The organism is Actinokineospora alba, from assembly GCF_004362515.1.
GTDB lineage: Bacteria > Actinomycetota > Actinomycetes > Mycobacteriales > Pseudonocardiaceae > Actinokineospora > Actinokineospora alba.
On record NZ_SNXU01000001.1, the window covers coordinates 1,011,393 to 1,037,804 of the forward strand.

The 26,412-nt window shown below is 70.0% G+C and carries 29 protein-coding genes; 7 read left to right on the top strand and 22 right to left on the bottom strand.

Annotated elements, in window-relative coordinates; translation table 11 throughout:
* Positions 1-35: 35 nt before the first annotated feature.
* Genes tsaD through tsaB form a run of 3 tightly spaced genes read right to left on the bottom strand, consistent with a single transcriptional unit; the run spans position 36 to position 2,211 of the window.
* On the bottom strand, positions 36-1,079 hold the full coding sequence (tsaD, locus tag C8E96_RS04680) for a tRNA (adenosine(37)-N6)-threonylcarbamoyltransferase complex transferase subunit TsaD (RefSeq protein WP_091382544.1): 1,044 nt from the start codon (positions 1,077-1,079) through the stop codon (positions 36-38).
* Positions 1,076-1,552 (bottom strand): ribosomal protein S18-alanine N-acetyltransferase, encoded by a 477-nt coding sequence (gene rimI, locus C8E96_RS04685; protein ID WP_091382906.1) that lies wholly within the window; start codon positions 1,550-1,552, stop codon positions 1,076-1,078. Before rimI ends, tsaD begins: the two co-directional genes overlap by 4 nt.
* A gap of 2 nt (positions 1,553-1,554) precedes the next feature.
* On the bottom strand, positions 1,555-2,211 hold the full coding sequence (tsaB, locus tag C8E96_RS04690) for a tRNA (adenosine(37)-N6)-threonylcarbamoyltransferase complex dimerization subunit type 1 TsaB (protein ID WP_091382546.1): 657 nt from the start codon (positions 2,209-2,211) through the stop codon (positions 1,555-1,557).
* 116 nt (positions 2,212-2,327) lie between these two features.
* Here tsaB and C8E96_RS04695 point away from each other — a divergent pair, with 116 nt between their 5' ends.
* Entirely contained in the window at positions 2,328-3,707 is a 1,380-nt protein-coding gene (locus tag C8E96_RS04695; RefSeq protein ID WP_091382908.1) for an acyl-CoA synthetase, read from the top strand.
* Complete coding sequence (locus C8E96_RS04700; protein ID WP_091382548.1) at positions 3,700-5,016, top strand: carboxyl transferase domain-containing protein; 1,317 nt, start codon at positions 3,700-3,702, stop codon at positions 5,014-5,016. The genes C8E96_RS04695 and C8E96_RS04700 overlap by 8 nt, the downstream gene beginning before the upstream one ends.
* Positions 5,017-5,022: 6 nt before the next feature.
* Here the strand turns inward: C8E96_RS04700 and C8E96_RS04705 are convergent, their stop codons facing one another.
* The 6 genes from C8E96_RS04705 to glmS are packed head-to-tail and all read right to left on the bottom strand — an operon-like array spanning position 5,023 to position 11,615.
* Positions 5,023-5,721 (bottom strand): HAD family hydrolase, encoded by a 699-nt coding sequence (locus C8E96_RS04705; RefSeq protein WP_091382550.1) that lies wholly within the window; start codon positions 5,719-5,721, stop codon positions 5,023-5,025.
* A gap of 5 nt (positions 5,722-5,726) precedes the next feature.
* Positions 5,727-6,182 carry a tRNA (adenosine(37)-N6)-threonylcarbamoyltransferase complex ATPase subunit type 1 TsaE gene (gene tsaE / locus C8E96_RS04710; RefSeq protein WP_091382552.1) on the bottom strand — a complete coding sequence of 152 codons (456 nt, stop codon included), beginning with the start codon at positions 6,180-6,182 and terminating at the stop codon, positions 5,727-5,729.
* A complete protein-coding gene (locus C8E96_RS04715; protein ID WP_166657870.1) occupies positions 6,175-7,251 on the bottom strand; it encodes an alpha/beta fold hydrolase in 1,077 nt (358 codons plus the stop codon). Before C8E96_RS04715 ends, tsaE begins: the two co-directional genes overlap by 8 nt.
* Positions 7,248-8,324: an alanine racemase gene (alr, locus tag C8E96_RS04720; protein ID WP_091382554.1), complete on the bottom strand. Its 1,077-nt coding sequence runs from the start codon at positions 8,322-8,324 to the stop codon at positions 7,248-7,250. Before alr ends, C8E96_RS04715 begins: the two co-directional genes overlap by 4 nt.
* Positions 8,317-9,753: an NAD(P)H-hydrate dehydratase gene (locus tag C8E96_RS04725; protein ID WP_091382556.1), complete on the bottom strand. Its 1,437-nt coding sequence runs from the start codon at positions 9,751-9,753 to the stop codon at positions 8,317-8,319. The genes alr and C8E96_RS04725 overlap by 8 nt, the downstream gene beginning before the upstream one ends.
* A 2-nt stretch (positions 9,754-9,755) precedes the next feature.
* On the bottom strand, positions 9,756-11,615 hold the full coding sequence (gene glmS, locus C8E96_RS04730) for a glutamine--fructose-6-phosphate transaminase (isomerizing) (RefSeq protein WP_091382912.1): 1,860 nt from the start codon (positions 11,613-11,615) through the stop codon (positions 9,756-9,758).
* A gap of 60 nt (positions 11,616-11,675) precedes the next feature.
* Here glmS and C8E96_RS04735 point away from each other — a divergent pair, with 60 nt between their 5' ends.
* From C8E96_RS04735 to C8E96_RS04745, 3 genes are read left to right on the top strand one after another with little or no spacing between them, the layout of a single operon-like run.
* On the top strand, positions 11,676-12,494 hold the full coding sequence (locus C8E96_RS04735) for a dienelactone hydrolase family protein (RefSeq protein WP_091382559.1): 819 nt from the start codon (positions 11,676-11,678) through the stop codon (positions 12,492-12,494).
* Complete coding sequence (locus C8E96_RS04740) at positions 12,469-12,828, top strand: hypothetical protein (protein WP_133794169.1); 360 nt, start codon at positions 12,469-12,471, stop codon at positions 12,826-12,828. Before C8E96_RS04735 ends, C8E96_RS04740 begins: the two co-directional genes overlap by 26 nt.
* Before the next feature lie 18 nt (positions 12,829-12,846).
* On the top strand, positions 12,847-13,434 hold the full coding sequence (locus C8E96_RS04745) for a hypothetical protein (protein WP_091382563.1): 588 nt from the start codon (positions 12,847-12,849) through the stop codon (positions 13,432-13,434).
* Position 13,435: 1 nt separating this feature from the next.
* On the opposite strand, the gene C8E96_RS04750 is transcribed toward C8E96_RS04745, so the two are convergent.
* The 10 genes from C8E96_RS04750 to rplM form a co-directional block, all read right to left on the bottom strand.
* Positions 13,436-13,777, bottom strand: a complete 342-nt coding sequence (locus C8E96_RS04750; RefSeq protein WP_091382565.1) for a hypothetical protein — start codon at positions 13,775-13,777, stop codon at positions 13,436-13,438.
* A gap of 10 nt (positions 13,778-13,787) precedes the next feature.
* Entirely contained in the window at positions 13,788-15,260 is a 1,473-nt protein-coding gene (locus C8E96_RS04755) for a hypothetical protein (protein WP_133794171.1), read from the bottom strand.
* Entirely contained in the window at positions 15,257-15,583 is a 327-nt protein-coding gene (locus C8E96_RS04760; RefSeq protein ID WP_091382567.1) for a hypothetical protein, read from the bottom strand. The genes C8E96_RS04755 and C8E96_RS04760 overlap by 4 nt, the downstream gene beginning before the upstream one ends.
* Positions 15,584-15,608: 25 nt before the next feature.
* Complete coding sequence (locus tag C8E96_RS04765) at positions 15,609-16,136, bottom strand: hypothetical protein (protein ID WP_091382569.1); 528 nt, start codon at positions 16,134-16,136, stop codon at positions 15,609-15,611.
* 23 nt (positions 16,137-16,159) lie between these two features.
* The gene (locus C8E96_RS33085) at positions 16,160-18,412 is read right to left on the bottom strand and encodes a WXG100 family type VII secretion target (RefSeq protein WP_091382571.1); all 2,253 of its coding nucleotides are present in this window, start codon (positions 18,410-18,412) and stop codon (positions 16,160-16,162) included.
* Between the two features lie 28 nt (positions 18,413-18,440).
* Positions 18,441-18,815 (bottom strand): hypothetical protein, encoded by a 375-nt coding sequence (locus C8E96_RS04775; protein WP_091382573.1) that lies wholly within the window; start codon positions 18,813-18,815, stop codon positions 18,441-18,443.
* A 173-nt stretch (positions 18,816-18,988) separates the two neighbouring features.
* Positions 18,989-19,291, bottom strand: a complete 303-nt coding sequence (locus C8E96_RS04780) for a hypothetical protein (RefSeq protein ID WP_091382574.1) — start codon at positions 19,289-19,291, stop codon at positions 18,989-18,991.
* Positions 19,292-19,411: 120 nt separating this feature from the next.
* Positions 19,412-20,746, bottom strand: a complete 1,335-nt coding sequence (gene glmM / locus C8E96_RS04785) for a phosphoglucosamine mutase (RefSeq protein WP_091382576.1) — start codon at positions 20,744-20,746, stop codon at positions 19,412-19,414.
* A gap of 113 nt (positions 20,747-20,859) precedes the next feature.
* Entirely contained in the window at positions 20,860-21,465 is a 606-nt protein-coding gene (rpsI, locus tag C8E96_RS04790; protein WP_228770215.1) for a 30S ribosomal protein S9, read from the bottom strand.
* A complete protein-coding gene (gene rplM, locus C8E96_RS04795; RefSeq protein ID WP_091382579.1) occupies positions 21,462-21,905 on the bottom strand; it encodes a 50S ribosomal protein L13 in 444 nt (147 codons plus the stop codon). Before rplM ends, rpsI begins: the two co-directional genes overlap by 4 nt.
* A gap of 388 nt (positions 21,906-22,293) precedes the next feature.
* On the opposite strand from rplM, the gene C8E96_RS04800 reads away from it, so the two are divergent.
* Positions 22,294-24,198, top strand: a complete 1,905-nt coding sequence (locus C8E96_RS04800; RefSeq protein WP_091382581.1) for an AfsR/SARP family transcriptional regulator — start codon at positions 22,294-22,296, stop codon at positions 24,196-24,198.
* A gap of 63 nt (positions 24,199-24,261) precedes the next feature.
* Positions 24,262-25,086: a tetratricopeptide repeat protein gene (locus C8E96_RS04805; protein WP_091382583.1), complete on the top strand. Its 825-nt coding sequence runs from the start codon at positions 24,262-24,264 to the stop codon at positions 25,084-25,086.
* A gap of 21 nt (positions 25,087-25,107) precedes the next feature.
* Here C8E96_RS04805 and C8E96_RS04810 read toward each other — a convergent pair whose 3' ends face one another.
* From C8E96_RS04810 to C8E96_RS04820, 3 genes are all read right to left on the bottom strand, one after another.
* Positions 25,108-25,401 carry a WXG100 family type VII secretion target gene (locus C8E96_RS04810; protein WP_091382585.1) on the bottom strand — a complete coding sequence of 98 codons (294 nt, stop codon included), beginning with the start codon at positions 25,399-25,401 and terminating at the stop codon, positions 25,108-25,110.
* 68 nt (positions 25,402-25,469) lie between these two features.
* Positions 25,470-25,781: a WXG100 family type VII secretion target gene (locus C8E96_RS04815; protein WP_091382586.1), complete on the bottom strand. Its 312-nt coding sequence runs from the start codon at positions 25,779-25,781 to the stop codon at positions 25,470-25,472.
* Positions 25,782-26,040: 259 nt separating this feature from the next.
* Positions 26,041-26,406, bottom strand: a complete 366-nt coding sequence (locus C8E96_RS04820; protein WP_133794173.1) for a hypothetical protein — start codon at positions 26,404-26,406, stop codon at positions 26,041-26,043.
* Positions 26,407-26,412 lie beyond the last annotated feature (6 nt).

Here is a 26,412-nt window from a genome sequence, read left to right on the forward strand (position 1 = left end):
ACTATGTCCGACAGCCGCCCCCAGGGCAACGCGATTTAGACCGAGACCGTCGAGACCGGCAGGGCCGGGTTCGCCGAGAGGTCCAAAGAGGACGGTTGGACGCCCGCCGCCACGAGGTGGGCGCCGAGGGCGGCCATCATGGCGCCGTTGTCGGTGCACAGGCGAGGGCGCGGGACGCGCAGTTCGATGCCCGCGGCGGCGCAGCGTTCGGCGGCCAGGACCTTGAGGCGGGAGTTCGCGGCGACCCCTCCGGAGATGACCATGGTGCCGATGCCGAGTTCCGTGGCGGCGCGCACGGCCTTCGCGGTCAGGACGTCGGCGACGGCTTCCTGGAAGGACGCGCAGACGTCGTCGACCGGGATTTCCTCGCCGTCGCGCTCGCGGGCCTCGACCCAGCGGGCGACCGACGTCTTCAACCCGGAGAACGAGAAGTCGTACTTGGCGTCGCGGGGACCGGTGAGGCCTCGCGGGAAGGCGATCGCCTTGGGGTTGCCGCGCTGGGCGGCCTTGTCGATCGGCGGGCCGCCGGGATAGGGCAGGCCGATGACCCTGGCGACCTTGTCGTAGGCCTCGCCCGCGGCGTCGTCGATGGTCGAGCCGATCTCGGTGATCTTGCCCGACAGGTCGTCCACCCGCAGGAGCTGGCTGTGGCCACCGGAGACCAGCAGCGCCAGGCACGGCGACGGCAGCGGACCGTGGTCGAGCGTGTCGGCGGCGACATGGCCCGCCAGGTGGTTGGCGCCGTAGAGGGGTACGCCCAGCGACATCGCGTACGCCTTGGCGGCCGAGACACCCACTAGCAGCGCGCCGGACAGCCCAGGTCCACAGGTGACGGTGATCGCGTCCACATCGGACAGCCCGAGGCCCGCGACCTCGAACGCGCGGCGCATGGTCGGGACCATCGCCTCCAGGTGCGCGCGGCTGGCGATCTCCGGCACCACACCACCGAACCGGACGTGCTGGTCGACGCTGGACGCGACCTCGTCGGCGAGCAGCTCGACGCCGCCGTCGCGGTCGAGCCGGACGATGCCGACGCCGGTCTCGTCGCAGGAGCTCTCGATGCCCAGGATGATCGTCACGTGGTCTCCTCCACGGGGACTCCGGCGTTCTCGGGCCGCGCCATGGTGAAGGCGTCGGCGCCCGAGGGCTGGTAGTAGCGGCGGCGCAGGCCGATGGTGGTGAAGCCGTGCTTCTCGTAGAGCGCGATGGCGGACTTGTTGTCCGTGCGCACTTCGAGGAACACGGCGGCGGACTCCTCGTCGGCCCGGGCGAGCAGGGCGCGCAGCAGCAGCTCGCCGATGCCCTGGCGCTGGAACGCCGGGTCGACGCCGAGGGTGTGGACGCTGGCTTCCATGTCGCCGGGCGCCCCGGCCACGGACAGTCCGGCGTAGCCGACGAGCTTGTCGTCGACGTAGGCGCCGAGGTAGTAGTGACCCCAGTCCAGCTCCGAGGCGAACGCGGACTCGCTCCACGGGTCTTCGCCGGAGAACAGGATCTTCTCCAGTTCGGCGCAGCGGCGCAGGTCCTCGCGCCGCAGCGGTTCGAGGCGCACGGTCACCTCGGACTCACCCGCTTGCGCGCGCCGGGCTCGACCGCGTCGGGCCTGCGCAGGTACAGCGGGGTGAGCGGGCCGGGGTCGGCGGTGAAGTCGGCGGCGGCGACCAGCCCGAGCGGGCTCGGGTGGTCCGGGTCGACGACGGGCAGGCCCAGGACCTCGGCGTAGAGCTTGGCGCCGTAGCCCGCGGCGCGGACGACGCCGAGTTCGGCGATCCGCTCGGCGAGTTCGGCGGGCGGGGTGACGGCGGGCTCGGTGAGCCGGGCACCGTCGTAGGCGGCCCAGTAGACCTCGCGGCGACGCGCGTCGGTGACGACCAGCAGCGGCTCACCAGGGGCGTCGGCGGCGATCGCGTCGAGCGAGCAGACCGGGTACACGGGCCGGTCGAGGCTGTGGCCGAGGGCGGCGGCGGTGACCATGCCCGCGCGCAGACCGGTGAACGGGCCCGGGCCGATGCCGCAGACGATCGCGTCGAGGTCGGCGAGTGTTCGACCGGCCGCGGCGAGGGCGTCGCGCACGTGCGGGGTGAGCAGTTCCCCGTGGGCCTTGGCGTCGACCGTGACGCACTCGGCCAGCACGCGGGGGCGCCCGTCGGTCAGTTCGACGACACCGGCGGTGACCGCGGGCGTAGCGGTGTCCACAGCGAGTACCAGCACGGTTGTCAAGAGTACGAGGCGTGCCTTCGGGCACGTGGGGCGCGGTCGCAAACGCTTGCGCACGTGACGGCGATAACTGCCAGTGAGCGTTCGGCGGCACTAGGGTTGGCGTCGTGCTGCTGCCCACCCTGGCTGTTCCGGACGAGCGTGAAGCGCTCCGATTCGGGTCCGACGTCCTCACCCACGCCGAGCTCGCCGCGGCGGCCAAGGCGGTCGCGGCCCAGGTGGGCGGGGCCCGCCGGGTCGCCGTGTGGGCCACTCCGACCTTGCAGACCTGCGTCGCCGTCGTCGGCGTCCTGCTCGCGGGGGCGGCGGTGGTGCCGATCAATCCGAAGATCGGCGAGCGCGAACTCGCGCACATCCTGGGCGACAGCTCACCCGACCTGGTGATCGGCGGCCCCGATGGGGTGACGGTCGACGTGACGGCCCGGCTCGACGGGCCGCTGCCCGCCGAAGCCGACCCGGAGTCGCCCGCGTTCGTCGTCTACACGTCGGGCACCACCGGGCCGCCGAAGGGCGTGCTCCTCCCCCGCCGGGCCATCGCGTCGAACCTGGACGCGCTCGCGCAGGCGTGGGAGTGGACGGCCGCGGACACGGTGGTGCACGCGCTGCCGCTATTCCATGTGCACGGCCTGATCCTCGGGGTGCTCGGCCCCCTGCGGCTGGGCGGCGCGGTGCACCACATAGGCAAGTTCGACACGCACGCGATCGCGGCGGCCCTGTCCGGCTCGGCGACGGTCATGTTCGGCGTCCCGACGATGTACCACCGGCTCGCGGCGGACTGCGAGGCCGACGCCGACCTGGCCGCGGCGGTCGGGCGGGCCCGGCTGCTGGTGTCCGGTTCGGCGGCGCTGCCCGCGACCGACCACGCGCGGATCACGAAGGCGACGGGTCAGGAGGTCGTCGAGCGGTACGGGATGACCGAGACCCTGATGAACTGCGCCGTGCGCGCGTCCGGCGACCGGCGGCCCGGTTTCGTGGGGCCCCCGGTCGACGGCGTGGAGGTGCGGCTGGTCGACTCCGGCGCCTTGGTGCCCGACGGCGAGATCGGCGAGATCGAGGTGCGGGGGCCGAACCTGTTCCTGGGCTACCTGAACCGCCCGGACGCGACGGCGGAAGCGTTGCGGGACGGGTGGTTCCGGACCGGGGACATGGCGGTGCGGTCGCCGGACGGGTATGTGCGGATCGTCGGTCGGCGGGCCACGGACCTGATCAAGAGCGGCGGCTACAAGATCGGCGCGGGCGAGATCGAGAACGCGCTGTTGGAGCACCCGGGGGTCGCGGAGGTCGCGGTGACGGGTGAGCCGGACGAGGACTTGGGCGAGCGGATCGTGGCGTGGGTGGTGCCTTCGGGTGAGCCGCCGTCAGCGAAGGAGTTGGCCGACCACGTGGCCGCACTGCTGTCACCACACAAGCGCCCGCGGGTGGTTCACTACCTGGACGCGTTGCCGCGCAACGAAATGGGCAAGGTCACCAAGCGAGCGCTGCATGCCTGACGAGGGAGCGCGGCACCTGATCGCCGCCATCACCACCGACTTCACCGAGTTCCCCCCGAAAGCCCTGGCACCTGGTGACGGACCGTTGGGATGGGCCGGCTATGGGGAGGCACGTGAACGGGCTTCGCAGACATCAGGTGAAACCGAGTCCGTGGTGTGCGGTGAAGGTCGCGTGGGTGGCGTCGCGGCCGTGCTCGTGGTGTTCGACTTCCGATTCCTGGGTGGGTCGGTCGGCAGTGCGACGGGTGACCGAATCGAGTACGCGTTCACTCGGGCCAGGGAAACCCGGACGCCGTTGGTCTCGCTGATCGCCACCGGCGGCAGTCGGATGCACGAGGGAATGCTTTCCCTGCACCAACTCCAGCGCGTCGCACGGCAGTCGACCCTGCTGCACCAAGCGGGCGTTCCGCAGATCTCGGTACTCCGCGACCCCACGACGGGCGGGCTGTGGGCTTCGCTCGGCGCGGGGGCGGATGTGGTCATCGGGGTCGAGGAGGCACAGGTTGGGTTCGCCGGTCGGCGGGTGCGGCCAATCGGTGACGACCCGGCTTATACGGCTGAGGGGCAGCTTGCCAACGGGCATATCGATGAGGTGTGCGCCCTCGAAGATGTCGATTCAGTCTTGACGGAATGGTTGCTGCTGCTGAGTTCTGGGGCGCCTGAGCCTGCCGAGGTACCGCGGGCGCTGGGATCTGCCGAGCCCGCTTCCGATGCTTGGTCGGCGGTTCGGCACGCCCGGTCGGCGGCTCGGCCGCATGCCGAATCCTATTTGGACGATTACTTCGACGTGCGGCGGCCGATTTCCGGGGATCGTTGCGGTGGCGTGGATGCGGGGATGTTGTGCGGGATCGGGCTGCGAGGGCGGCATGCCGTTGCCTACGCGGCACAGACTGGGACCGCCACCACGCCCGCCGGGTTCCGGACAGCGGCTCGACTGATTCGGTTGGCCGAGCGGTTGGGGATCTCTGTGCTGACTTTGGTCGATACGCCAGGGGCAGCGAATGATGCCGCTGCTGAGCGGGCGGGAGCCGGGCCTGCCATCGCGGAATTGTTCGCGACCGTGGCGGCGGCGCGGGTGCCCGTGACAACTCTGGTGATTGGCGAAGGCGGGTCGGGCGGAGCATTGGCGTTGGCGGCGCCGGATCGGACCTGGATCACTCCGGACGCCTATTTCTCGGTGATCGCCCCGGAGTTGTGTGCGGCGATTTTGAAACGGTCGCCGGAGGAGGTTCCGGGTACCGCGGAGCAGTTGCGGTTGCGGCCGTCGGATCTTGTCGAGCTTGGGGTGGTTCGGGGGATCGCGGACTAGCTCAAGTTACTTCCAGCTGTCGAGGATCTTCGGCAGGTCCGACAGGCGGTGCAGGATCGCGTCCGGTTCGACGTCCACCGGGACCTGCTGGTCCACGGGAATGTCGCTGTGCGGGATCAAGATCGCCTTCATCCCCGCCGACTTGGCACCGTTGATGTCGTCGTGGGGGCGGTCGCCGACGTAGACGCAGTCCGCCGGGTCGTCGATGCCGATGGCGTGCATGGCGGCTTCGAAGGACTTCGGGTGCGGCTTGGTGTACTCCAGGTCGCTGCTCCACACGCACGCGTCGAAGAGGTGGCGGACGTTGTCGCGGATCAGGATTTCCTCGTGCCAGGTGCCGGGCCAGGATGTGGACGACAGGACGCCGGTGCGCAGGCCGCGAGCGCGGAGTTCGGTCAGCAGCGGGGTCACTTCGGGGTCGGTGTACGTGGCCTGGTCCCAGAAAGCCCGGTACGCAGCCCAAGCCGCCTCGTGCTCCGGCACGCCCACCTCGGTCAACACGTGGCTCAGTGTGAACGCCGTGGCCTCCGCTCGGCAGCGCGACCAGGCCGCGTTGTCGGCGGCCAACAGCGCCTCGGCGATGGCCTTGGCCTGCTCCGGGTCGTCGGCGTGGATGATGTCGGCGTAGATCTGCCAGCCGGCGCGCATGTCCATGGTCACCCAAGGGGTGAGGGTGCCGCCCCAGTCGAAGATCACCGCTCGCATGCGGGTCAGCCTATCCGGCGGTCGGTCCAGTTTCCATGGGGTTCGAGGGTGGCCACCCGGCTGTCGTCGGGGCGGCGGTCCAGGCGGATGAGGAGGTGGTCCTCCGAGAGCCGCTCGGCGGCGCCTTCGCCCCATTCGATGACGACGACGGCGTCGACCAGCTCGGTGTCCAGGTCCAGATCGTCCAACTCGGTGAGGTCGCCGCCGAGGCGGTACGCGTCGACGTGGACCAGGGGGATGCCGCGGTCGCCTGCCTGGTGTTCGCGGGCGATGATGAAAGTCGGGCTGCTGACTCGGCCGTGCACCCCGAGTCCGGCGGCAATCCCTTTGGCGACAACGGTTTTGCCCGCGCCCAGCGGGCCGGCGAGCAGGATCAGGTCGCCGGGGCGCACCATCTCGCCGAGTTTGCGGCCGAAGTCGAGGGTGTCCTCGACCTGGGGCAGTTCGATCGTCTCAGCCACGACGCCACCACTTCCTCCGCCCGGCGCCCGCGCCGCGCGCGCAGTCGCGCAGCAGGTCGGCCAGGTGTTCGTTCACGAAATCGGGTTGTTCCAACATGACCATGTGCCCAGCGCCGCGGGCTCGGACCAGCACGGCGTCGGGCAGTTCTAACGCGATGCGCTCGGTGTGCTCGAACGGCGTCATCCGGTCCTCGTCGGCGCCGATCACCAACACCCGGCTGTGCTTCAACCCCGCCAGAGCCGCATATCTGTTGTGGCTGCCCAAAGTGTCGATAAAGTCGGCCAGCACCCGCACCGGCGTCACATTGAGCATGTCCATCAGGAAGTCGACCAGGCTGGGACTCACGCTGCGTGAGCCGAAGGCGAGTCGGCGCACCGCCTGCCGGGTGAGCTGGCCGCCGCTCGCGCGCACGAGTTCGACCAGACCTGGCTGCCAGTCGGCGAAACGGCCCAGGTAGCGGGTCAGCGGGTTGTACTTCGACAGCAGCGGACGGGAGAGACCGCTCTTGCCCACCTCACCCGCGGACGTGCCGATGAGCGCGACGCCTTCGACCCGGTCGGCGAACAGCTCCGGGTTCTTCTCGGCCAGCTCCATGATGGCCATGCCGCCCATCGAATGCCCCACGAGCACCAGCGGGCCATCCGGCGCCATGGCGCGGATGACGTCGTCCAGGTCGAGTGCGAGCTGCTCGATCGTGCTCGACGCCTCGTCGGTCAGCGCGGAGCGGCCATGGCTTCGGTGGTCGTAAAGCACTTGCCGCACACGGGGTTCGGTCATGGCGGCGAGACCCTGGCGCTGGAAGTGCCAGCAGCGGCGGGAAAGGGCGAACCCGTGCACGAGAACGACTGTCAGTTCAGGCTTCCCGCCGTCGTCCGGGTCGACTTCCTCGACGGACAGCGCCGCACCGTCAGCGGCGGCGACGGTGCTGACCCGAGTGGGCGGCAGCGCTCCCAGAGCTTCGCCCGCGTGCAGTTCCTCCGGCCTGCGGGCCCGGATGACGCCCGCGACGACGGCGCCGCCCGCGATCGCCATGCCGACGCCAGCCAGAACCCGGTTGGTCACGCTCACGACGACTCGCCCAGATACCTGCGGGCCACGCGTGCGCGGTACATGCCGGTCACGATCTCGTAGTCGATCGTCCCGATGATGTCGGCCCACTCGCGCGCGGTGGGCTCGCCGCGATCGCCGGTGCCGAACAGCACGACTTCGTCCCCCACAAGGACTTCGTCGTCGCCGCAATCGACGATGATCTGGTCCATGCAGACCCGGCCGCGCACCGGACGACGCCTGCCGCCGAGGAACACGTCGAACCGGCCGGACAGCGACCGGGAGACGCCGTCCGCGTAACCCACCGGCACCAGGGCCAGATTCGTGGCCCGGTCGGCGGTCCAGGTGTGCCCATAAGAGACTGATTCGCCCGCGTCGATCCGTTTGACGAGCACGACCGACGAGCGGAACGTCATCGCCGGACGCAGGTCTTCGTGGTACGGCAACGGGTTCAGCCCGTACATGGCGATGCCCACGCGCACCAGGTCGAAGTGCAAGTCCTTGCGGTCGAGGGTGGCCGCGGAATTCGCCAGGTGCCTGCGTGGCTTCAGACCGGCGTCGAGCGCGACCTGGTACGCCTCGGCGAACCGCTCGGCCTGACGGTCGACCGATGGATGGCCAGGTTCGTCGGCGCACGCGAGGTGCGACCACACGGCGTACACCTCGTTGTCCGACGCGGCCGCGGCGGCGACCAGCTCGGGCCACGCCGAGCGCGGGCAGCCGTTGCGGCTCAGGCCAGTGTCGATCTTCAGGTGGATCCGCCTGCCGGACAGGCCTGCCAACTGCTCCACAGAGGACACCGACAGGTCGACGTCGGGAGGGGCCTCGGCCCCGGGGACATCGAGCCAGGCCAGGATCGGCGCGGTGATCCCGGCCGCGCGCAGTACCGCGGCCTCGTGCACGGACGCCACACCCAGCCAGGTCGCCCCGGCCGAGAGGGCGGCGCGGGCCACCGGCACGGCGCCGTGGCCGTAGCCGTCGGCTTTCACCACGGCCATCGTCTCCGCGCCCGCGGCGCGCGCGGACAGCAGCGCGACGTTGTGCCGGATGTGGTCGAGATCGACCGTCACCTCGGCGCGCGGCTGGTCAGGCATGACGGAATCGTGACACACCGCGGATCGCGTCGGGCAGCGCGTCCACGATGGCCGAGGCGGAGGTGGGAGCCCCGGACGCGGCCAGCTCACCGGCGCGCACATGCACGAAGGCCGCGCACGCGCCCGCGAGCCTCGGTTCCAGACCGGCCGCGAGCAGGGCTCCGCTCAGTCCGGAAAGGACATCGCCGGACCCGGCCGTGGCCAGCCAGTGCGACCGGGCGGCGTTCACCGCGACCCGCCCGTCGGGCGCGGCGATGACGGTGGCGTGCCCCTTGAGGAGCACGGTGGCGTTCAGCTTCGCCGCCAGCGCGCGGGCGGCGGCGACCCGGTCGGCGCCGAGGTCGACACCGAGCGGTTCGGCGACGCGGGCGAACTCGCGGTCGTGCGGGGTGAGCAGCACCGGGACCTCGGGGTCGCGGGCGTCCCAGAGCGTGGGGTGTTCGGCGAGCAAGGTGATGCCGTCGGCGTCCACGACGGTCGGCACCCCCGCGCCCAGGACCGAGGCCACCACGTCACGGGAGGCCTTGCCCGTGCCCAGACCCGGTCCGACGACCCACGCCTGCACGCGGCCCGCGTCCTCGACCGAGCCGGTCGCGACGACCTCGGGCCAGCGCTGCCGGACCTCGTCGGCGGCGGGCCCGGCGTAGCGGGTCATGCCCGAGGTGGCGCGCACCGCGGCACCGACCGAGAGCACCGCCGCACCCGGATAGGTCGTCGACCCGGCCGCGATCCCGACCACGCCCTGGGTGAACTTGTCGTCCGATGGACCCGGCAGCGGCCACGCCCGGCCCACGTCCTCGGTGTCGAACACCTCGAAGTCCGGGTCGGCCAGGTCGAGCCCTAGATCGACGAAGTGCACCTCGCCACAGCGCGGGCTCAGGAAGTGGACCGGCTTGAGCGCGCCGAAAGTGACCGTGACCTGGGCGTCGACCGCAGGTCCGTCGACGGCTCCGGTGTCCGGGTCGACGCCGCTGGGAAGATCCACCGCGACGATCGGCGCCCGCACCCGCGAGACCAGGGCGGCGGCGTCCGGCCGCAAAGAGCCGCGCGCGGACAGCCCGACAATCCCGTCGACCACCACGTGCGCGGAGTCGAGATCCTCGGCCGTGCCGATCCGACCACCAGCCCACAACAGGGCTTCCAGACCTTCGGCGTGGGCCCGTTCCGGCGCGAGGAGCACCGCCGTGACGCCCACGGAACGCTTGCGCAGGAACGCCCCCGCCCACAGCGCGTCGCCGCCGTTGTTGCCCGCGCCGACCAGCAGCACGACCCGCCGACCAGCCACTGCGCCGGTCGTCGAGCGCAGCAGCCGCATGGTGTGAAGCGCCACGCCATGGGCGGCGCGGCGCATGAGGGCGCCCTCCGGCGTCCGGGCGAGGACCTTGTCCTCGGCCTCCCGGACGCGCGCGGTGGTCCAGACGCCCCGCACGGCTATTCGACCGTCACGGACTTCGCCAGGTTGCGCGGCTTGTCGACGTCGTACCCGCGCGAGCGGGCGATCTCGGCGGCCAGCACCTGCAGCGGAACGGTCGACACCAGCGGCTGCAGCAGCGTCGGCACCGCGGGAATCTCGATCAGCTCGTCGGCGAACGGGCGGACCGTCTCGTCGCCCTCCTCGGCGATGACGATCGTGCGCGCGCCGCGGGCCTGGATCTCGCTGATGTTGGACACCAGCTTGGAGTGCAGCACGGCGCGTCCCTTGGGCGACGGCATGACCACGACGACCGGCAGGCCCTCCTCGATCAGCGCGATCGGGCCGTGCTTGAGCTCACCGGCGGCGAAGCCCTCGGCGTGCATGTACGCCAGTTCCTTGAGCTTGAGCGCGCCTTCGAGGGCCACCGGGTAGCCGACGTGGCGGCCGAGGAACAGCACCGCCTTGGAGTCCGACAGGTCCCGCCCGAGGGCGCGGACCTGCTCGATCGTGCCGAGAACCCGGCGGACGGCCTCGGGCATCGCCTCCAGTTCGCGGAACTCGCGGGCGATCTCGTCGGGGTACTTGGTGCCGCGGGCCTGCGCCAAGGCCAAGCCGACCAGGTAGTTCGCCGCGATCTGGGCGAGGAAGGCCTTGGTGGACGCGACCCCGATCTCGGGGCCCGCGTGGGTGTAGAGGACCGCGTCGGACTCACGCGGGATCTGCGCGCCGTTGGTGTTGCACACCGCGAGGACGCGCGCCTTCTGCTCGCGCGCGTGGCGCACGGCCTCCAGGGTGTCGGCCGTCTCACCGGACTGCGAGACCGCCACGACCAGCGTGTCGCGGTCGAGCACCGGGTCGCGGTAGCGGAACTCCGAGGCCAGCTCGACCTCGACGGGCAGCCGGGTCCAGTGCTCGATGGCGTACTTGGCGACGAGGCCCGAGTGGTACGCCGAGCCGCAGGCCACGACGAAGACCTTGTCGATGTCGCGCAGGTCCTGGTCGGCGAGGCGCTGCTCGTCGAGCACGATCCGCCCGTCGACGAAGTGCCCGCGCAGCGTGTTCGCCAGCGCCTCGGGCTGTTCCTCGATCTCCTTGAGCATGAAGTACTCGTGGCCGCCCTTCTCGGCGGCCGAGAGGTCCCAGTCGACGGTGAAGGGCTTGGCCGGGGCGGGCTCGCCGTGGAAGTCGAGGACCTCGTAGCCGTCGCGGGTGATCACCACGAGCTGGTCCTGGCCCAGTTCGACGGCCTCACGGGTGTACTCGATGAACGCGGCGACGTCGGATGCGACAAACGTCTCACCGTCGCCGATGCCGACAACGAGCGGCGAGGACCGGCGGGCGGCGACGATCAGGTCCGGCTCGTCGACATGGGTCACGACCAGGGTGAACGCACCCTCCAGGCGGCCGCAGACGGCCCGGACGCTGGCGGGCAGGTCACCGGCGGTCTCGCCGTCGGCGTACGCGCGGGCGACCAGGTGCGCGACGGTCTCGGAGTCGGTGTCGCTGCTGAACTCGATGCCCGCGGACTCCAGCTCACCGCGCAGGGCGACGAAGTTCTCGATGATGCCGTTATGCACGACCGCGACCCGGCCGGTGGTGTCACGGTGCGGGTGGGAGTTGCGGTCGATCGGGGCGCCGTGGGTGGCCCAGCGGGTGTGGCCCATTCCCGCGGTGCCCGCGAAACCCTCGCGGCCGACCTCGTCGAGCCGGGCCTCCAGGTTCGCGAGCCTGCCCGCCTTGCGCTCCACGACCAGGTCACCGCCGGTCAGGACGGCGATCCCGGCCGAGTCGTACCCGCGGTACTCCAGCCTGCGCAGCCCTCCGATGACGACATCGAGTGCCTGCCGATGACCCACATATCCCACGATTCCGCACACGCGCACCAGGGTAGCCGGCACCGCCACACCCCGAAGCCCGGCCACCGATAGGCTGCGCACATGGCACGCAAGGCCAAGCACCTGCTCGACGAGCTGTCGCGTCCCGGTCCCAACGAGGTCCTTCGCGGCGACCTCGCGCTGATCGGGATGCCCGGGCTGGTCTTCACGCCGAAATCGGGCCTCGGGCTGCCCGCCGTCGCGTTCGGGCACGGCTGGCTGCAGCCGCCCGACCGGTACCGCGGCCTGTTCCGCCACCTGGCGTCGTGGGGCATCGTCGTGGCCGCGCCCGGCACCCACACCGGGCCGCTGGGCTCACACCGGCTGCTCGCCTCCGACCTGCGCACCGCGCTCGACGTCTGCGTCGGCGTCCGGCTGGGCGAGGGCGCGATCAGCGTCGACGGCGACAAGCTCGGCCTCGCGGGCCACTCGACCGGCGGCGGCTGCGCGGTCCTCGCTGCGGCGGAGGACAACCGGATCCGCGCGGTGGCCACCATGGCCGCCTCCCAGACCAAGCCGTTCGCCTCCGAGGCGGCCCGTTCCTGCGGCATGCCAGGTCTGCACCTGGCTGCGGGCGCCGACCGGGTGGCGCCGCCGGTGGGCAACTCCGAGCTGATCGCCCGGTCGTGGGCCGGGCCGGTGCAGGTGCGGACGCTGCCCAAGGCGACCCATCTCGGGTTCGCCGAGGGCAGGCACTGGAGCGGCCTGCTCATCGACGGCAAGGCCCAGCACGCCACCCAGCGGGTTTCGCGGGCGCTGCTCACCGCGTTCTTCCTGGTCCACCTCACCGGTGAGGCCGAGTACCTGCCGCTGGTCGAGGAAGACATCAAGGGCGCCGAGATCACCTTCGACGGCGATGACGATCTGGCCACCACCGCATAGGTCTCACCGCTCGACGGCCATCGGCGTGCTCTCGATCGTGGTCGGGTTCGCCTGGCTGCTCTCGGTGTACCTGCAGCTCACCGGAGTCGTGACGCTGCTGTGCGACCTCGGGATGATCACCGGCGGTGTGCTCGTCCTCAAAGGACGGCGGGCCGGGCGACTGCTGTGCCTGGTCTGCGCCCCGATCGCGCTGGTCCTGGCGACGATGACCCTGCTGGTGCCCGCCCTGCAGACCACCGTGCCGCTGGTGTTCGCGTTCAACGGCGTCATGGTGGCGGCGCTGCTCGTGTTGGTAGTCCTGGTGTTCAGCGAACACCTCGCGGTGAACGACTGACCCCTTACGCTTGGCGACATGAACCACGGTCCGCCGCAGCAGCCAGGTCCACCCGGGTTCGGCCCGCCACCGGGCAACGGTCCTGGGTACGGCCCGCCACCGGTGAACGGTCCAGGATTCGGCCAACAGCCCGGTTATGGCCCACCCCAGGGCTACGGGCAGCAGCAGCCGTATCCGATGCGAGCGCCCCAGGACCCGGTGGCCGCGGCCCAGTCGACCGGGGTGTTCGCGATCGTCATGGCCGTCGTGGCGCTGCCGATGTCGATCCTCGGCCGAGCCGGTGTTCTGTTCATGATCGGCTACCTCATCTGCGCCGGACTGCTGATCGCGGGCGGTATCCAGCTGCGGCAACGCCGCGCGGCGGGCCGCGCCCTGGTCTTGAGCGGCGGGATCGGCCTGCTGGCGTTCCTGGGATTCCAGGTCGCCGTCCAACTTCCCCGCGCGTGGCGCAAAGGCTGGGACGACGCCTACTGGATCGCGATCCCGATCACCGGACTCATCGGCGCGGTGGTGTTGCTGATCCTGGTGATGCGTCCCGTGGTGAGCGCGGCGCTGCTCGCACCCGCACCGCCGCCGCCGTTCCCGCCGCAGGGGTACGGGCGCTAGGTCAGTTCTTGGTCATCCAGCTCACGGAGAACACCCCGGTGTCCGACGGGTCGACCGGTTCGGGCCGGGCAGGTTTGGGCGCAACGGCGCGAACCGGCTTCTCCTGGACGGGCGGCTTTCCCTTGCGGTCCCTGGGAACCGCCTTCTTCCGCTCCTGCGGTTTGACCTGTTCGGCCCGCTGCGCCTCTTCCTTCGCCGCGCGCTCGGCGACGTACTTCTCGTGCGCCGCAAGCTTTGCCTGATAGGCGGCGCGGGACGCGTCGAGGCGGTCGCCCAGGTCGGCGCGGATCTGCTGGAACGCCGCGCGAGCCGCGCGCACCGCCGGGTCGGTCTCGTCGATCACGGTCGCCTCCCTACTTCTTGGCGCGTGCTGCCGGGTCTTCGCCGACGACGCCGTCGAAGCTCGCCATCGGGTCGCGGTCGTCGAACAGGGTGCCCGCCAACCGCCACTTGCTCGCCTTGCGCTCGGAGTCGCCGCCCTGGCCACCGCCGCCCGCACCACCCATACCGCCGCCCATCGGCGCACCACCGGCGGGCGGGGCCCCACCCGCCGCGGCTCCACCCGCGGGCGCGCCGCCGGAGCGAGACTTCTCGGCGTCATCGTCAGGAGCTTGCGCGCCCGCCGAAATCCCCTCAGCAGGCGGAGTCGCCGGGCCGGCAGCACCACCGCCACCACCACCGCCGCCGCCCAGTGCCTCGGCGCCGCCGCCTCCACCACCAGAGCCCGCACCACCCGAGCCCGCACCACCCGAGCCCGCGCCACCAGCACCCGCGCTCCCGGTGCCCGGCTCGGCCGCGGGCCCGCCACCCTTGACCGCCTCAGGCGCGGGCTGCGCCGCAGGCTCGGGCTGCGTGCCCAGCACGTACTGCTTGCCATCCACATTCAGCGCGACCCGGCCGTCGGCATCAGGCTCGGTCACCCTGATCGCATGGCCCGCCTGGTGGATCGTCACACTCTCCCCAGTGGACCCGCTGGCCGTGCTTCCCAAGCCCGCGAACGGATCGGCGTCGACCGCCCGCGCCAAGTCCCCCAACGTCAACCAAGCCCGCGCGGTGGCTTCATGCACATCGCGGAGGTTGCGCCGAAACTTGCCGACGATGGCGTCGTAGCGGGCGCAGAAGTCGTCGAGGTAGTTGATGACCTCGTTGCTGGGCCACGCCTCACCGATCTGACCAGGAGCGAGATTCAAGTCGCACACCCCCGGCGTCCGCAACGCGTCGACGGGAAACGTTCTGCCCCAAAGGGTTCCACTGTTCATCGCATCGTCGATACGCGCGATCTGCAGGGTGCGCTTGGCCGGGTCGTCGACCGTGATGTCCTTGGGCGAGACCGACTTCAGCTCATCGACCCAGGCCCGCAGCCCATCCGCGGCGATACTGTGCGCACCGTCCAGCGCGGTGGCCAACTGCGTCAGGCCGTCCTGCCACGCGCGCACCGCCACGGTGAACCGGCCCAGCCGGTCCACGGCCACGCTCACGGCGGGACTGCGGCCGTCATCGCTCAGGGTCGCGTTGCCGAGCGCGGCCGCCGCACCCGCCAGCGCGGCGAGCCGGTGTCGGCACACGTCCAGTCTGCCGAACTCGCTGCCACGCAAGTCTTGCAGCGCCCGCTCATCGACCTGCGTGCCCCAGGCGCGCTCCTGCCATCCGCCGCGCGCGGCCGGATGCGTCCGCCAGCGCTCGAAGAGCGACCCACTGTTCTGAATGGACAGCTGTTCACACCATGGGGTCAGGGTGTCCGCGATCAGCGCGGTGGAGGTGTGGGCGGTGTCGACCAGCTCAGGCGGGGTCAGTGCGGCCACGACGGCATCCGAGGTCGCACTCACGTCAGCTCACCACCCGCCCTGCTGATCAGCGCGGCGGCTTCCTCGTCGACCGCCGTCGCTGTCTTCACCGACTCCTCCACCGCGCGGGCGAGTTCGTCGATCATCGGAACCGCCCGCTCGAACGACGCCCGCAACCCATCGCGCGCCTGCGCGAACGCCGTGGCCGCACCCAGCTGTTCACCGAGCACACCGAACATGGCGGGCACGACATCGTCCTCGCGCGCGTATCGCGTCACGGCGTCGAGCGCGGACCGGATAGCGGTCAGTTCCCTGACCACCACCGCCACCGCTTCATGATCGACCCGGAGTTCACCGGACGTCATGGCTCCCCCTGGTCATCTGTGCGGGTCAGCGCACCCAGCTGTGCCCGGAAAAGTCGTCATCGTCTTCCGGCGGCGGCGCCGCACGACGCGGCGCGGGCCTCGGAGCGCGAGGTGGTGCCGACTGCGCAGGCGCCTCATCGTCGTCAGCCACATCGAACGACAGGAACCGCTCACTGGCCCGCACCGGAGGCTCCGGCGCCGCGGGTGCCGGAGGCGGAGGCAGCGGCGGTGAGAAACCGCCGCCTGCCGGGGCCGGAGGCGGCGGTGGCGCCTCGTCCTCGTCGTCGTTCACGAAACTCAACGTCGTGTTCTTGGCACGCACCGGCCAGTCCGGCTGCGCCTCAGGCTTCGGCTCCGGCTCGCGCAAAGCGGCCAACTGCCGGTTGCCTTCCTCGATCGTCGACGCGAACTTCGCCTCGTTCTCGGCGCTGCTCTTCGCGAACGCCTTGTCCATCTCGGCAGCCTCATCGGCGAGGTCTTCGAGCTTCTGCTGGCTCGCCGCCGCCGCTTCGTCGATCTTGCGCTGCGTCGCGCCCTCGTCGATCTCGTCCATCAAGTACACAGAGACGCCCCCGCTCAGCTTCCGTCGCCCAAGAGACTGGCGCCTGCCCTGGTGTCAGTCGCCGCGAAGTCGTCGTCGAACAGGTTGCCGGTGGTGCGCCACTGGCTGCCCGCGCGCTCGGAGTCGCCGCCCTGGCCGCCTCCACCGCCCCCGCCGCCCATCATGCCGCCACCCATGCCCGATCCCATCGCGCCACCGGACTGCCCGTCCGCCTTGCCATGGGATTCCCCAGACGCGCTCGACAGGCCCGCTTCGCCCGCGCCCGCGGCCTGCACATCGGCAGGCCCGAACTCCGAAGACGGCTGCGCATCCAGGAAGTTTCCGGCCGATCCCAGCGACCCCGATCCCACGCCGCCGTCGACCGACTGCGCTGTGGTCATCTGGGTCTCGACGACCGGCGCGGCCGCACTCGTGTCCGTCGCGAACGCCTCGGACGCGGGCTGGCTGTGCCGCCCGTACTCGGCCGAGCCCGACGAGGCCCCAGCCGTCTCCCCGCTCGTCCCGGACCCACCGCCCTGAGCGCCACCGCTCTGGGCGCCACCCGCCATCGCGTCGGCACCACCCGTCGCGCCACCGGCAACGCCGACACCGCCGTCGGGCTGACCGCCGACTCCGGGCTGGCCGCCCACACCCGGCTGGCCGCCCGCTCCGGGCTGACCGGTGACACCGGAAGCCGGCGTCTCACCGGACGCGTTCGCCTCGGAGTAGTCCAGCGTGTAAGAGGTCGGGTTGCCGGACCCGTCATCGACCGTCACGAGCACGATGTCACCGTCGCCGGGACGTTCGGCCGTGATGGTCATCGGCGGATCGGAGATCACGCACTTGCCGTCCGGACCCGGTTCGACCAGTTCGCCACCGCCCTCGCCGCCCGGCACGGGCTGACCATCAGGGCCGAATGCCTGCTGTCCACCCGGAATCGGCTGACCGTCGGGGCCGACCGCGGCGGGCCCACCAGGCTGCGGCGATCCCGGCCCGCCGGGCAGTCCGCTCGGACCGGCCTCGCCGAAGTCCATCGTGTAGGTCTTGGGCTTGCCGGTGCCGTCGTCGACGGTGACCTTGACCTGGCCCTCACTGTCGGGGCTGGTGACCGAGATCTTGCGGTCGCCTTCCTCGATGGTGACAGTCTCGCCGGGCTTGCCGTTCGGGCCGAGCGGGTTGTTCGGGTCGTTAGGGTCAGCCGCGCCAGGGAGGGTGGTCGCGTCCTCGGGCTTCGGCAGCTCCGGCTCGGGCATCTTGGGCAGCTCCGGGGGCGTGTACCCGGCCGGGGGGCCGCCGCTACCGCCCGGAGTCCCGCCGCCACCGCCGCCGGTTCCGCTGCCGCCGCCCTGGTTTCCGTTGCCCTGATTGCCATTGCCGTTGTTGCCGTTGCCGCCCTTGTCGCCGGGCTTCGGCGCACCGGGCACCTGCATGCGGCCGAAGACGGCCATCTCGGCCATGATCCGCAGGTTTTCCAGGCTGGCCGAGTAAAGGCCGTCGACTCCATGACGCAACGAGTCGGTACCGCGGTACCACTCATTGATCTTGGCCTCGATGTTTTGCTTTACTTCCTTCGAAATGCGCACGGCGAGATTCGCATGGTTGATGCAGTCATTGCCACCGAACCCGCAGTAGACGTTCTCGTAGAATTTGTACGCGCCAGGACTCAAGACCTTGTCGCGGACGATCCGGGCTTCTTCGTCTTCGTCCTTGTTGCACCCCATGTCACAGGGGCACACGTCGACCAGGTGGCCGTCGATGTCGCCCTGGGTGACCTTGTGCCAGTCCTCGGGCTTGCCATATTCGGGGCCGAAGGTGAGCTGTTTCTGGCTTGTCGTCTCGTACTGCTTGTAGAGCGACTCGATCCGGGTCATCGCCGTCGTGAGGCCACTCGCCGTGGTCTTGGCGGCGGTCGCGTAGTCGTTGAGGGTCTTCTCGACCCGCTCGACCGCGACCTTGAACGCCTCGAACGACTCGCCCTTCCAGTCGTGCGCGAGCTGGTCCTTGCCCTGCTTGATAGTTGTGGAGATGTTCTCCATGGCCGCGCCGAGGGCGTCGATCTTGGCCGCGTCTTTCTTGATCTTGCCCCAGCGGACTTCGTTGATCTCGGTGCGCTTCTCGCCGGGCTTCGGCCGCAGGTTCAGTTCGAGTTTGGCGTCATAGGCAGGCAGTGTCTGCTCGACGCCGTGGTTCAGCGGCTCACCGATGACATCCCAGGCTTCGCCGTCGGTTCCGACCCCCACATGCTTGCTGACAAACACGTCGTGCGCGGTCGAATTCGCGAATTTCATGTCCTACCCCCTGTAGCCTCTCGCGCGCCTAAACGGCTTGCGTCCTCGAGCTCGATCCGGTGGACGGCTTGCTGCCCTGCAGGCGCTCATCGAGAGTCTTCATGCTCGTGTAGCCGCTGGAGTCCGAGGTGACCACAAGTTCCGTGCCCTCGTTCAGCTTCGCGTGGACCTCGCCGAGGTGGGTGGCCAGGTGAGCCAGATCAGCGGCCAGAGCGGCCATGTACTGCTCGAATTTGGCGCCGTGCTCGACGAACGATTTGCCGAAGTCGGCCGACTTCGCCTCGGTCTGGCCGATCTTCGCCTGAATCTGGGTGACCTGCGCCTGCGCGTCCGCGAATACGGCGGCGAACCCCCGGACGGCTTCGGGATCGAAGTCGAACCCGCCGCCTTTGCCCTTCCCCACAGGAACTCCCCTCATAGTCACCCGACGAGAACGCAGAGTACTCCGTGACCGACCACCGTGACTGGCGGTTCACCTAGTCCGGAATGGCACGATTCCCGTCGCTCAAGACATCCGACTGCCCGTCACCTGCGGCGGTTCCCGGCACGTTGCAACTGTGAACTACTCGATCGGGTCTAGTGCCCGGACGGCGGGATCGGCGGCTGACCCGGGTACTGCTGCTGCGGGTACCCCGGGGGCGGTTGCTGCGGGTATCCGGGCTGGGGATACGGCTGCTGGGGATAACCAGCCTGGGGGTATGGCTGCTGCTGCGGGTATCCCGGCGGCGGGTACAGCTGCTGCTGGGGGTAGCCCGTGGGCGGGTACGGCGGCGGGTAGCCGGGCGGCTGCCTGGTCTTGGACTTGTTGTTCGACGTGATCACGATCGGCACCACGATCGCCGTGACGACCAGGATGATGAGCAGGGTGAGCGGCGTCATGGGCCCAGTGTCGCAGTGGGTCAGCGGCGGGAGGCTCGACGGGCGGCGATTATCCCGCCCACGATGAAGATCCCGAGCACGATCAGGATCAGCGCTTCACTCAGGCCCAGGCTCATGGACTCACCCTACGTCGGCGACGACCTTGGACAGGCGCTCGGCCGCGGACTGGGCGGCCTCGTGGGTGGGGGCTTCGACCATCACCCGAACGAGTTGCTCGGTGCCCGACGGGCGCAGGAGGACTCGGCCGGTGTCGCCGAGTTCGGCTTCCACCGCGGCCACGGCCGCACTGACCTGCGAAGACGCGGCGACCGTTGCCTTGTCGGCGACCTTGACGTTGATCAGGACCTGGGGCAGCTGGGTCATCACGCCCGCCAGGTCGGCCAAAGACTTTCCAGTGGCGGTGACCCTGGCCATGAGGCGCATGGCGGTCAGGAGGCCGTCGCCGGTGGTGGCGTAGCCGGGGAGCAGGACGTGGCCGGACTGCTCGCCGCCGAGGGAGTAGCCGCCGTTGCGGAGTTCCTCCAGGACGTAGCGGTCGCCGACGGCCGTGGTGCGCAGGGCGATGCCCGCGTCGCGCATCGCCAGGTGGAGGCCGAGGTTGCTCATGACCGTGACCACGAGGGTGTCCTCGACCAGTTCGCCCGCGTCCTTCAAGGCCAGGGCGAGGACGGCCATGATGTGGTCGCCGTCGATGACGTTGCCCGCGCTGTCCACGGCGAGGCAGCGGTCGGCGTCGCCGTCGTGGGCGATGCCCAGGTCGGCGCCCTCGGCGAGAACGGCCTCGCGGAGCTGGTCGAGGTGGGTGGAGCCGCAGCCGTCGTTGATGTTCTCGCCGTCGGGCAGGGCGTGGATGGCGATGACCTCGGCACCCGCCTCGCGGTAGGCCTGCGGGGCCGCGGCCCAGGCCGCGCCGTTCGCGCAGTCGACGACCACGCGCAGGCCGTCGAGGCGGTTCGGGATGGACTTGAGCAGGTGGGCGACGTAGCGGTCGTGCGCGTCGGCGATGTCGTAGACGCGGCCGACGGCCGCGCCGGTCGGACGGGGAGCGGCGCTGTTGAGGCCCGCTTCGATCTCGTCCTCGATGGCGTCGGCGAGCTTGTGCCCGCCCGCGGTGAAGAACTTGATGCCGTTGTCCGGCATGGGGTTGTGCGAGGCGGAGATCATCACGCCCAGGTCGGCGCCCAGTTCGTTGACCAGGTACGCCACGCCGGGCGTGGGCAGCACGCCGACCTGCATGACGTCGACGCCCGCGGAGGCGAGGCCCGCGCACACGGCGGCCTGCAGCATCTCACCGCTGGCGCGCGGGTCGCGGCCGACGACGGCCACCGGTCGGTGGGAGCCGTCGTGTCCCGCGAGGACCCGGGCGGCGGACGCGGCGATGGTGAGCGCCAGCTCCGGGGTCAGGTCGGAGTTCGCGAGTCCACGCACCCCATCGGTACCGAACAGCCGTGCCATCGTCGGAAAACCTCCGCTGCGCTGGGGAGAGGAAGAGAGCGGTGAAAAGACCGGCGGGAGCAGCATCGAACGTGCTGCTCCCGCCGGGTCGTGCGTGTGGCTGACGCGCAGGGTCAGCGCTTGCTGTACTGAGGCGCCTTGCGGGCCTTCTTCAGACCGTACTTCTTACGCTCCTTGGCCCGCGGGTCACGGGTCAGGAAGCCGGCCTTCTTCAGGGGCGGGCGGTCCTCGCTGTCCAGCTCGATCAGCGCGCGGGCGATCGCCAGGCGAAGCGCACCGGCCTGGCCGGTGATGCCGCCGCCGTGCAGGTTCGCGCGGATGTCGAAGGACTCGGGCTTCTCGACCAGCACCAGGGGCTCACGGATGAGCTGCTGGTGGACCTTGTTCGGGAAGTACTCCTCAAGGGACTTGCCGTTGAGGAGGAACTTGCCGGTGCCCGGGGTGAACCGGACGCGGACGATGGCCTGCTTGCGGCGGCCGACCGTCTGCGCGGTCTCCGAGGTCAGGTGCGGGATCGCCGGAGCGTCCGCGGCCTCTTCGGTGGCGTCTTCGGCGACAGGAGCCTCGTCCGCGACGGGGGCTTCCTCGTCAGCGGCGGGGGCGTCGGCCTCGACGGCCTCGGTCTCCGCTGCCTCGGTCTCGACGGCCGCGGGGGCTTCGTCGGTCTCGACGGCGGCGACGGCCTCGTCGGTCTCGGGGGTCACGGCGTCCTCACTCACTTGACGACCTTCGCAATCTCGAACGGCTTGGGCAGCTGGGCGGCGTGCGGGTGATCAGGGCCTGCGTAGACCTTGAGCTTCTTACCCTGGGCGCGGCCGAGCTTGGTCTTCGGCAGCATGCCCTTGACGACCTTTTCCAGCAGCCGGTCGGGGCGAGTGTCGATCAGTTCACCGAACGACTGCTTGCGCAGACCGCCCGGGTAACCGCTGTGTCGGTAGGCGAACGCCTGGTCCCGCTTGTTGCCGGTCAGGAGGACCTTCTCGGCGTTCACGATGACGACGAAGTCGCCAGTGTCCATGTGGGGGGCGAACGTGGGCTTGTGCTTGCCTCGCAGGAGCGTGGCAACATGCGTCGCGAGACGGCCGAGCACCACGTCCTCGGCATCGATCACGTGCCAGGCGCGGTCGACCTCGCCGGGCTTAGGGCTGTACGTGGGCACGGGTCTACCTCATCGTCAACTTGCGTCATGGGTGTGCGTGCGGGCCTCACCTCTGGATGGGGTCACCCAGAGGCGCGCAACGCGGCTCGACTCGCGTTCGACCAGTCGAGCAATGCGCCCCGCGCCGCACAACAAAGTAAGAAGATACCGGGTGGCCCACCGAAGGGTCAAAACGGGTCCCCCGACCAGGCTCCGACATGGCGATTGCCACGGATTGTGACCAGACTGCGACCCGGTTCTCGCCCGCACCCCCAGTGCGGGCGAAAACCGAATCCCACGACCAGGCAGGCACCTGACACCCCTAGGGTGCGGACTGGACCATGAGAAAACCTTGAACGGACCTGGACCTGTGTCTCAGGACACTGATAGGGGCGGTGGCAGAGCGGCGATGGTGACGACCTTCCGGTTGCTCGGTGAGATCGAGGCCACCGTGAACGGTGAACCCGCCGACCTCGGCCATGCCCGCCAGCGGTCGGTACTCGCGGCACTGCTCGTCGAACCGAACCGGCCGGTCTCGACCGGTGCGCTGACGGACCGGGTATGGGGCGACCGGGTTCCCTCCAGCGCCCAGAGCAGCGTGCACAGCTATGTGTCCCGGCTGCGCAAAGCCCTCGCCGGTGCCGATGACGTCTCCCTTTCCAGGCAGTCCGGCGGCTACGTGGTGCGGGTCGACCCAGAGAAGGTCGATCTCCACGAGTTCCGGGCACTGGTCGCGGCGGCGAAGGACGCGAACGCGGAGTCCCGGCTCGAGCGCGCGCTCGGGCTGTGGCGTGGGCGCCCGTTCGGCGACCTCGAGACGCCGTGGCTCGACCGGGTCCGCGACGAACTGGAGCGCGAACGGTTCGCCGCCGAGCTGGACCACAACGACATCCGACTGCGCGGCGACGGCCACGGGTCCCTCCTGGCCAGGCTGTCCACCCTTTCCGCGGCGCATCCGACGGACGAGCGCGTCGCGGGGCAGCTCATGCTCGCCCTCTGGAAATCGGGCAGACAGGCCGACGCGCTGACCCATTTCGACCGACTCCGCCGTCGGCTATCCGAAGAGTTGGGCATCGACCCGGGCAAGCCCCTGCGCGACCTCCACCAGCGGATCCTGCTCGCCGATTCGAAACCGGATCCGCCCGCTCGGCAGGCGCCCGCCCAACTGCCCGCGGACGCCGCCCACTTCACCGGCCGCGCGGCCGACCTGGACGAGTTGGCGCGCGCGGTCCGCGACCACGACAGCAGCCGGGTCACCATCTGCGCGATCGAGGGAACGCCGGGTGTCGGCAAGACCGCGCTCGCGGTGCGCTTCGCCCATCGCGGCGCCGACGCCTTCCCGGACGGCCAGCTGTTCCTCAACCTGCGCGGCTACGGGCTGGGCTCGCTGATCTCACCGGATGCCGCACTGGCGACCTTGTTGCACGGAGTCGGAGTCGCGGGCGCCCACATCCCGGCGGGGCTCGACGCCCGCGCCGCGCTGTGGCGGACGCAGACCGCAGGCCGAAAGCTGCTGATCCTGCTGGACAACGCGGCCGACTCGACACAGGTCCGGCCACTGCTGCCGGGACCGGGCAGCGTCGTCATCGTCACCAGCCGGGCCCGGCTGCGCGGGCTCGTGGTCCGTGAGGGCGCCCACCAGCTGCGGCTCGACCGGATGCCGACCGACGACGCCTTGGAGATGCTGCGCAGCATCGTCGGGCCCGGCCGGGTCGCCGAGGCGCGGACCGAGGCCAGGAAAATTCTGGACGTCTGCGCGCGGCTGCCGCTCGCGATTCGCATCCTGGGCGAGCGCGCCGGCTTCGACCCAGAACTCGGCTTGACCGGCCTGCTCGACGAACTCGGCGACGAGACGGGCAGGCTGGCCGCGTTCGACTTGGAGGACGACGAGGACAGCGACCTGCGCTCGGTGTTCCTGCATTCCTACAAGGCATTGGGTGAGCGGCCCGCCCGACTGTTCCGGCTGCTGGGCGCGCAGCACGTCGCCGACTTCACCGCGGCCTCAGCGGCGGCGGTCGGCGGGATCACCGAGGTGGGCGCGGCGGCTCAGCTGGACGAGTTGGTTGCCAGGCACCTGGTGGAACAACCCAATCCCGGCAGATACCAATTCCACGACCTCATGCGGGATTTCGCGCGCACGCTGGCCCGGGAAACCGATGCACCGGACGCAATCCAGGTATCCACGCGGCGCCTGCTCGGGTATTACCTGTCCGGGCTGACCAATGCCGGGACGCGGATGAACTCGAATAAGCCCCCTTTGACGCTCCCGTATCCAACAGACGTCCTGGACACGCCATTCAGCGGTCTAGAATAAGCCATCACCTGGTGCGACGACGAGAGTCAGAACATCGTCGCACTGGTCACGAACACCCACGACGTGACTTTGCTCGACTATGTGATGCGCTTCCCGAAGGCCATCTTCGATTACATGGTCGCCCGGGCGCACAAGTCGGCCGAATGGATCGCGCTCCATGTGCACGCGCGGGCCGCGGCCGCCGCCGTCGGCATGCCCGATCACGAGATGCTTTCCCTCAATGGTTTGGCGATCGCGCATAGCGTGTCCGGCGACCACGACGCGGCCATCACGTGCCTCGAAGACATGCTGCGTATCGCGCGTGCGGAAGGCGACACATCGCGCCTATACCTGGCGCTGAACAACCTCGTGATAGCGCATCTGCGCTCGGGAAATGTTGGCGAGTCTCTGCGCTACGGCACGGAACTGCTGAATTCGCCATGGGTCACAGGGGATCCCAGGAACGAAGGCAGCGCACGCGTGACCATGGCCAGTGCGTATCTGCTGGGTCAGAACTATGCCAAAGCCATCGAACAAGCGCGGGCGGCGCTCCCGCTGTGCACTGAGGTCGGGTTGCGGTTGGCAGTGGCTTCCGCCCGCCAAACGATCGCCAGTGCCCTCGCCGGGCAGGGCGACCTCGCGTCAAGCGTGGCCGAGTACGAACTGGCCCTCCTCGCATACCGCGAGCTGGACGTCCCCTACCTGGAAGGCGACACCCTGCTCGAACTCGGCGATGTGCACCACCGCCTCGGTCAGGACGGATCCGCGCGCGAGTGCTGGCGGGCGGCGCTGGACTTGTTCGAGCGCACCGGCAGTCCACGATCGACTGAAGCTCTGGGCAGGCTGGCGGATGGAACAAACCCGAGTGGGGCCCAGGAGTCGCCTCCGGGCCCCACTCGGGTGGTGTAGCACTAAATCAGCGAAGCGGGTTTAGCCCCACTTGGCGGCGTTCGCCTTCTCGGTGGCCTCGTAGTTGTCACCGGACTGCTGCACGGCCGAACCGATCGAGGCGAGGACCTGACGCAGGTCGTCCTGCGCGCGGTTCCACTCCTGCTGCTTGGCGTGCCAGGCCTCCTTGGCGGCACCTTCGTAGCCCGCCTCGAGCGGCGCGAGGCGCTGCTGGAGCTCGCCGAGCAGGGTCTCGAGCTTCCCGGCGGACGAGGACAGGGCCTGGGAGGCGTTGGCCACCTCCGCGAAGTTGACCTTGATGATGTCGTTAGGCATTGCGATGCTCCCTTGGAATCAAGTCTTGGATATGCGGAACGAAGCTGAGAAGCGAAGAGCGGGGCAGGTCAGCCGCCGAGCACATTGGCGATGTTCGACATCGACTGCGCGGCCTCTTCTTCCTGGCGTACGTAGGCCTCGTTGGACGACTTGAGCTGCTCGGAGATGCCCTGCAGCGCATCGGCCAGCTTCGCGGCGTCGGCGTCGAAGCGCTGCATCAGCGTCTGGAAGGCGCGAGCGGCCTCACCGTTCCAGTTGTCCTCCAGCGGCACGAGGGCGCTGCGGAGGCTGGACAGCACGCCGCGCGACTCCTCGTTCACGTTGTCGACGTCGACAGCGGCCTTAGCCATCTCTTCGGGCGAAATTCCGTAACCGGCCATTGGGAAGTAACCCCCTGGTTAGTAGTTGGTCGTACATGTTCTTCGTTCGTACAACCCTTACGACGGAACCCTGCCAGGTTCGGTTCCGACTCGGTGCCGGGATCAGTCAGGTAGTTGCTCTAGTGAACGCTCTTTTCAGGAACCCGCAGGTCACAGCGGGTTCCGCCATCGCGAACGCACCCGAACGTGGTTCACAATGGCGAATTCGGACCTGATTCGACGGGCCGGTGGGAGCTTTCAGCGACGTTCCGCGGCGAAGTCAGCCGCGGAAAAGCACGGAGTGCTGAGAGAAGTCCTCGTCATCATCATCGTCATCCGGGCGGGGCGCGTGTTCGGGCTCAGCCGGTTCCGCGACGCGGTCGGCGTCGGGCGGGAACTCCGTGACCGGGAGTCCTTGGGCGCGGCGCCATTCCTCGGCGGCCGCGCGGCGGTCCTCGTCGGTCCGCTCGGCCGGGTCCACCTTGGACTTGCCGATCCGCTTCGCCAGGTCGTCGTTCTCGGCGCGGAAGTTCGCGGACTGGTCGCGGGCCTCGGCGGCGGCCCGGCGGGAGCGGGTGACCGCGGCGGCGAGTTCGGCCCGGTAGCGGGCGACCGCCTCGGCGAATCCCTGGTTCTGACCGGTCATCTCCAC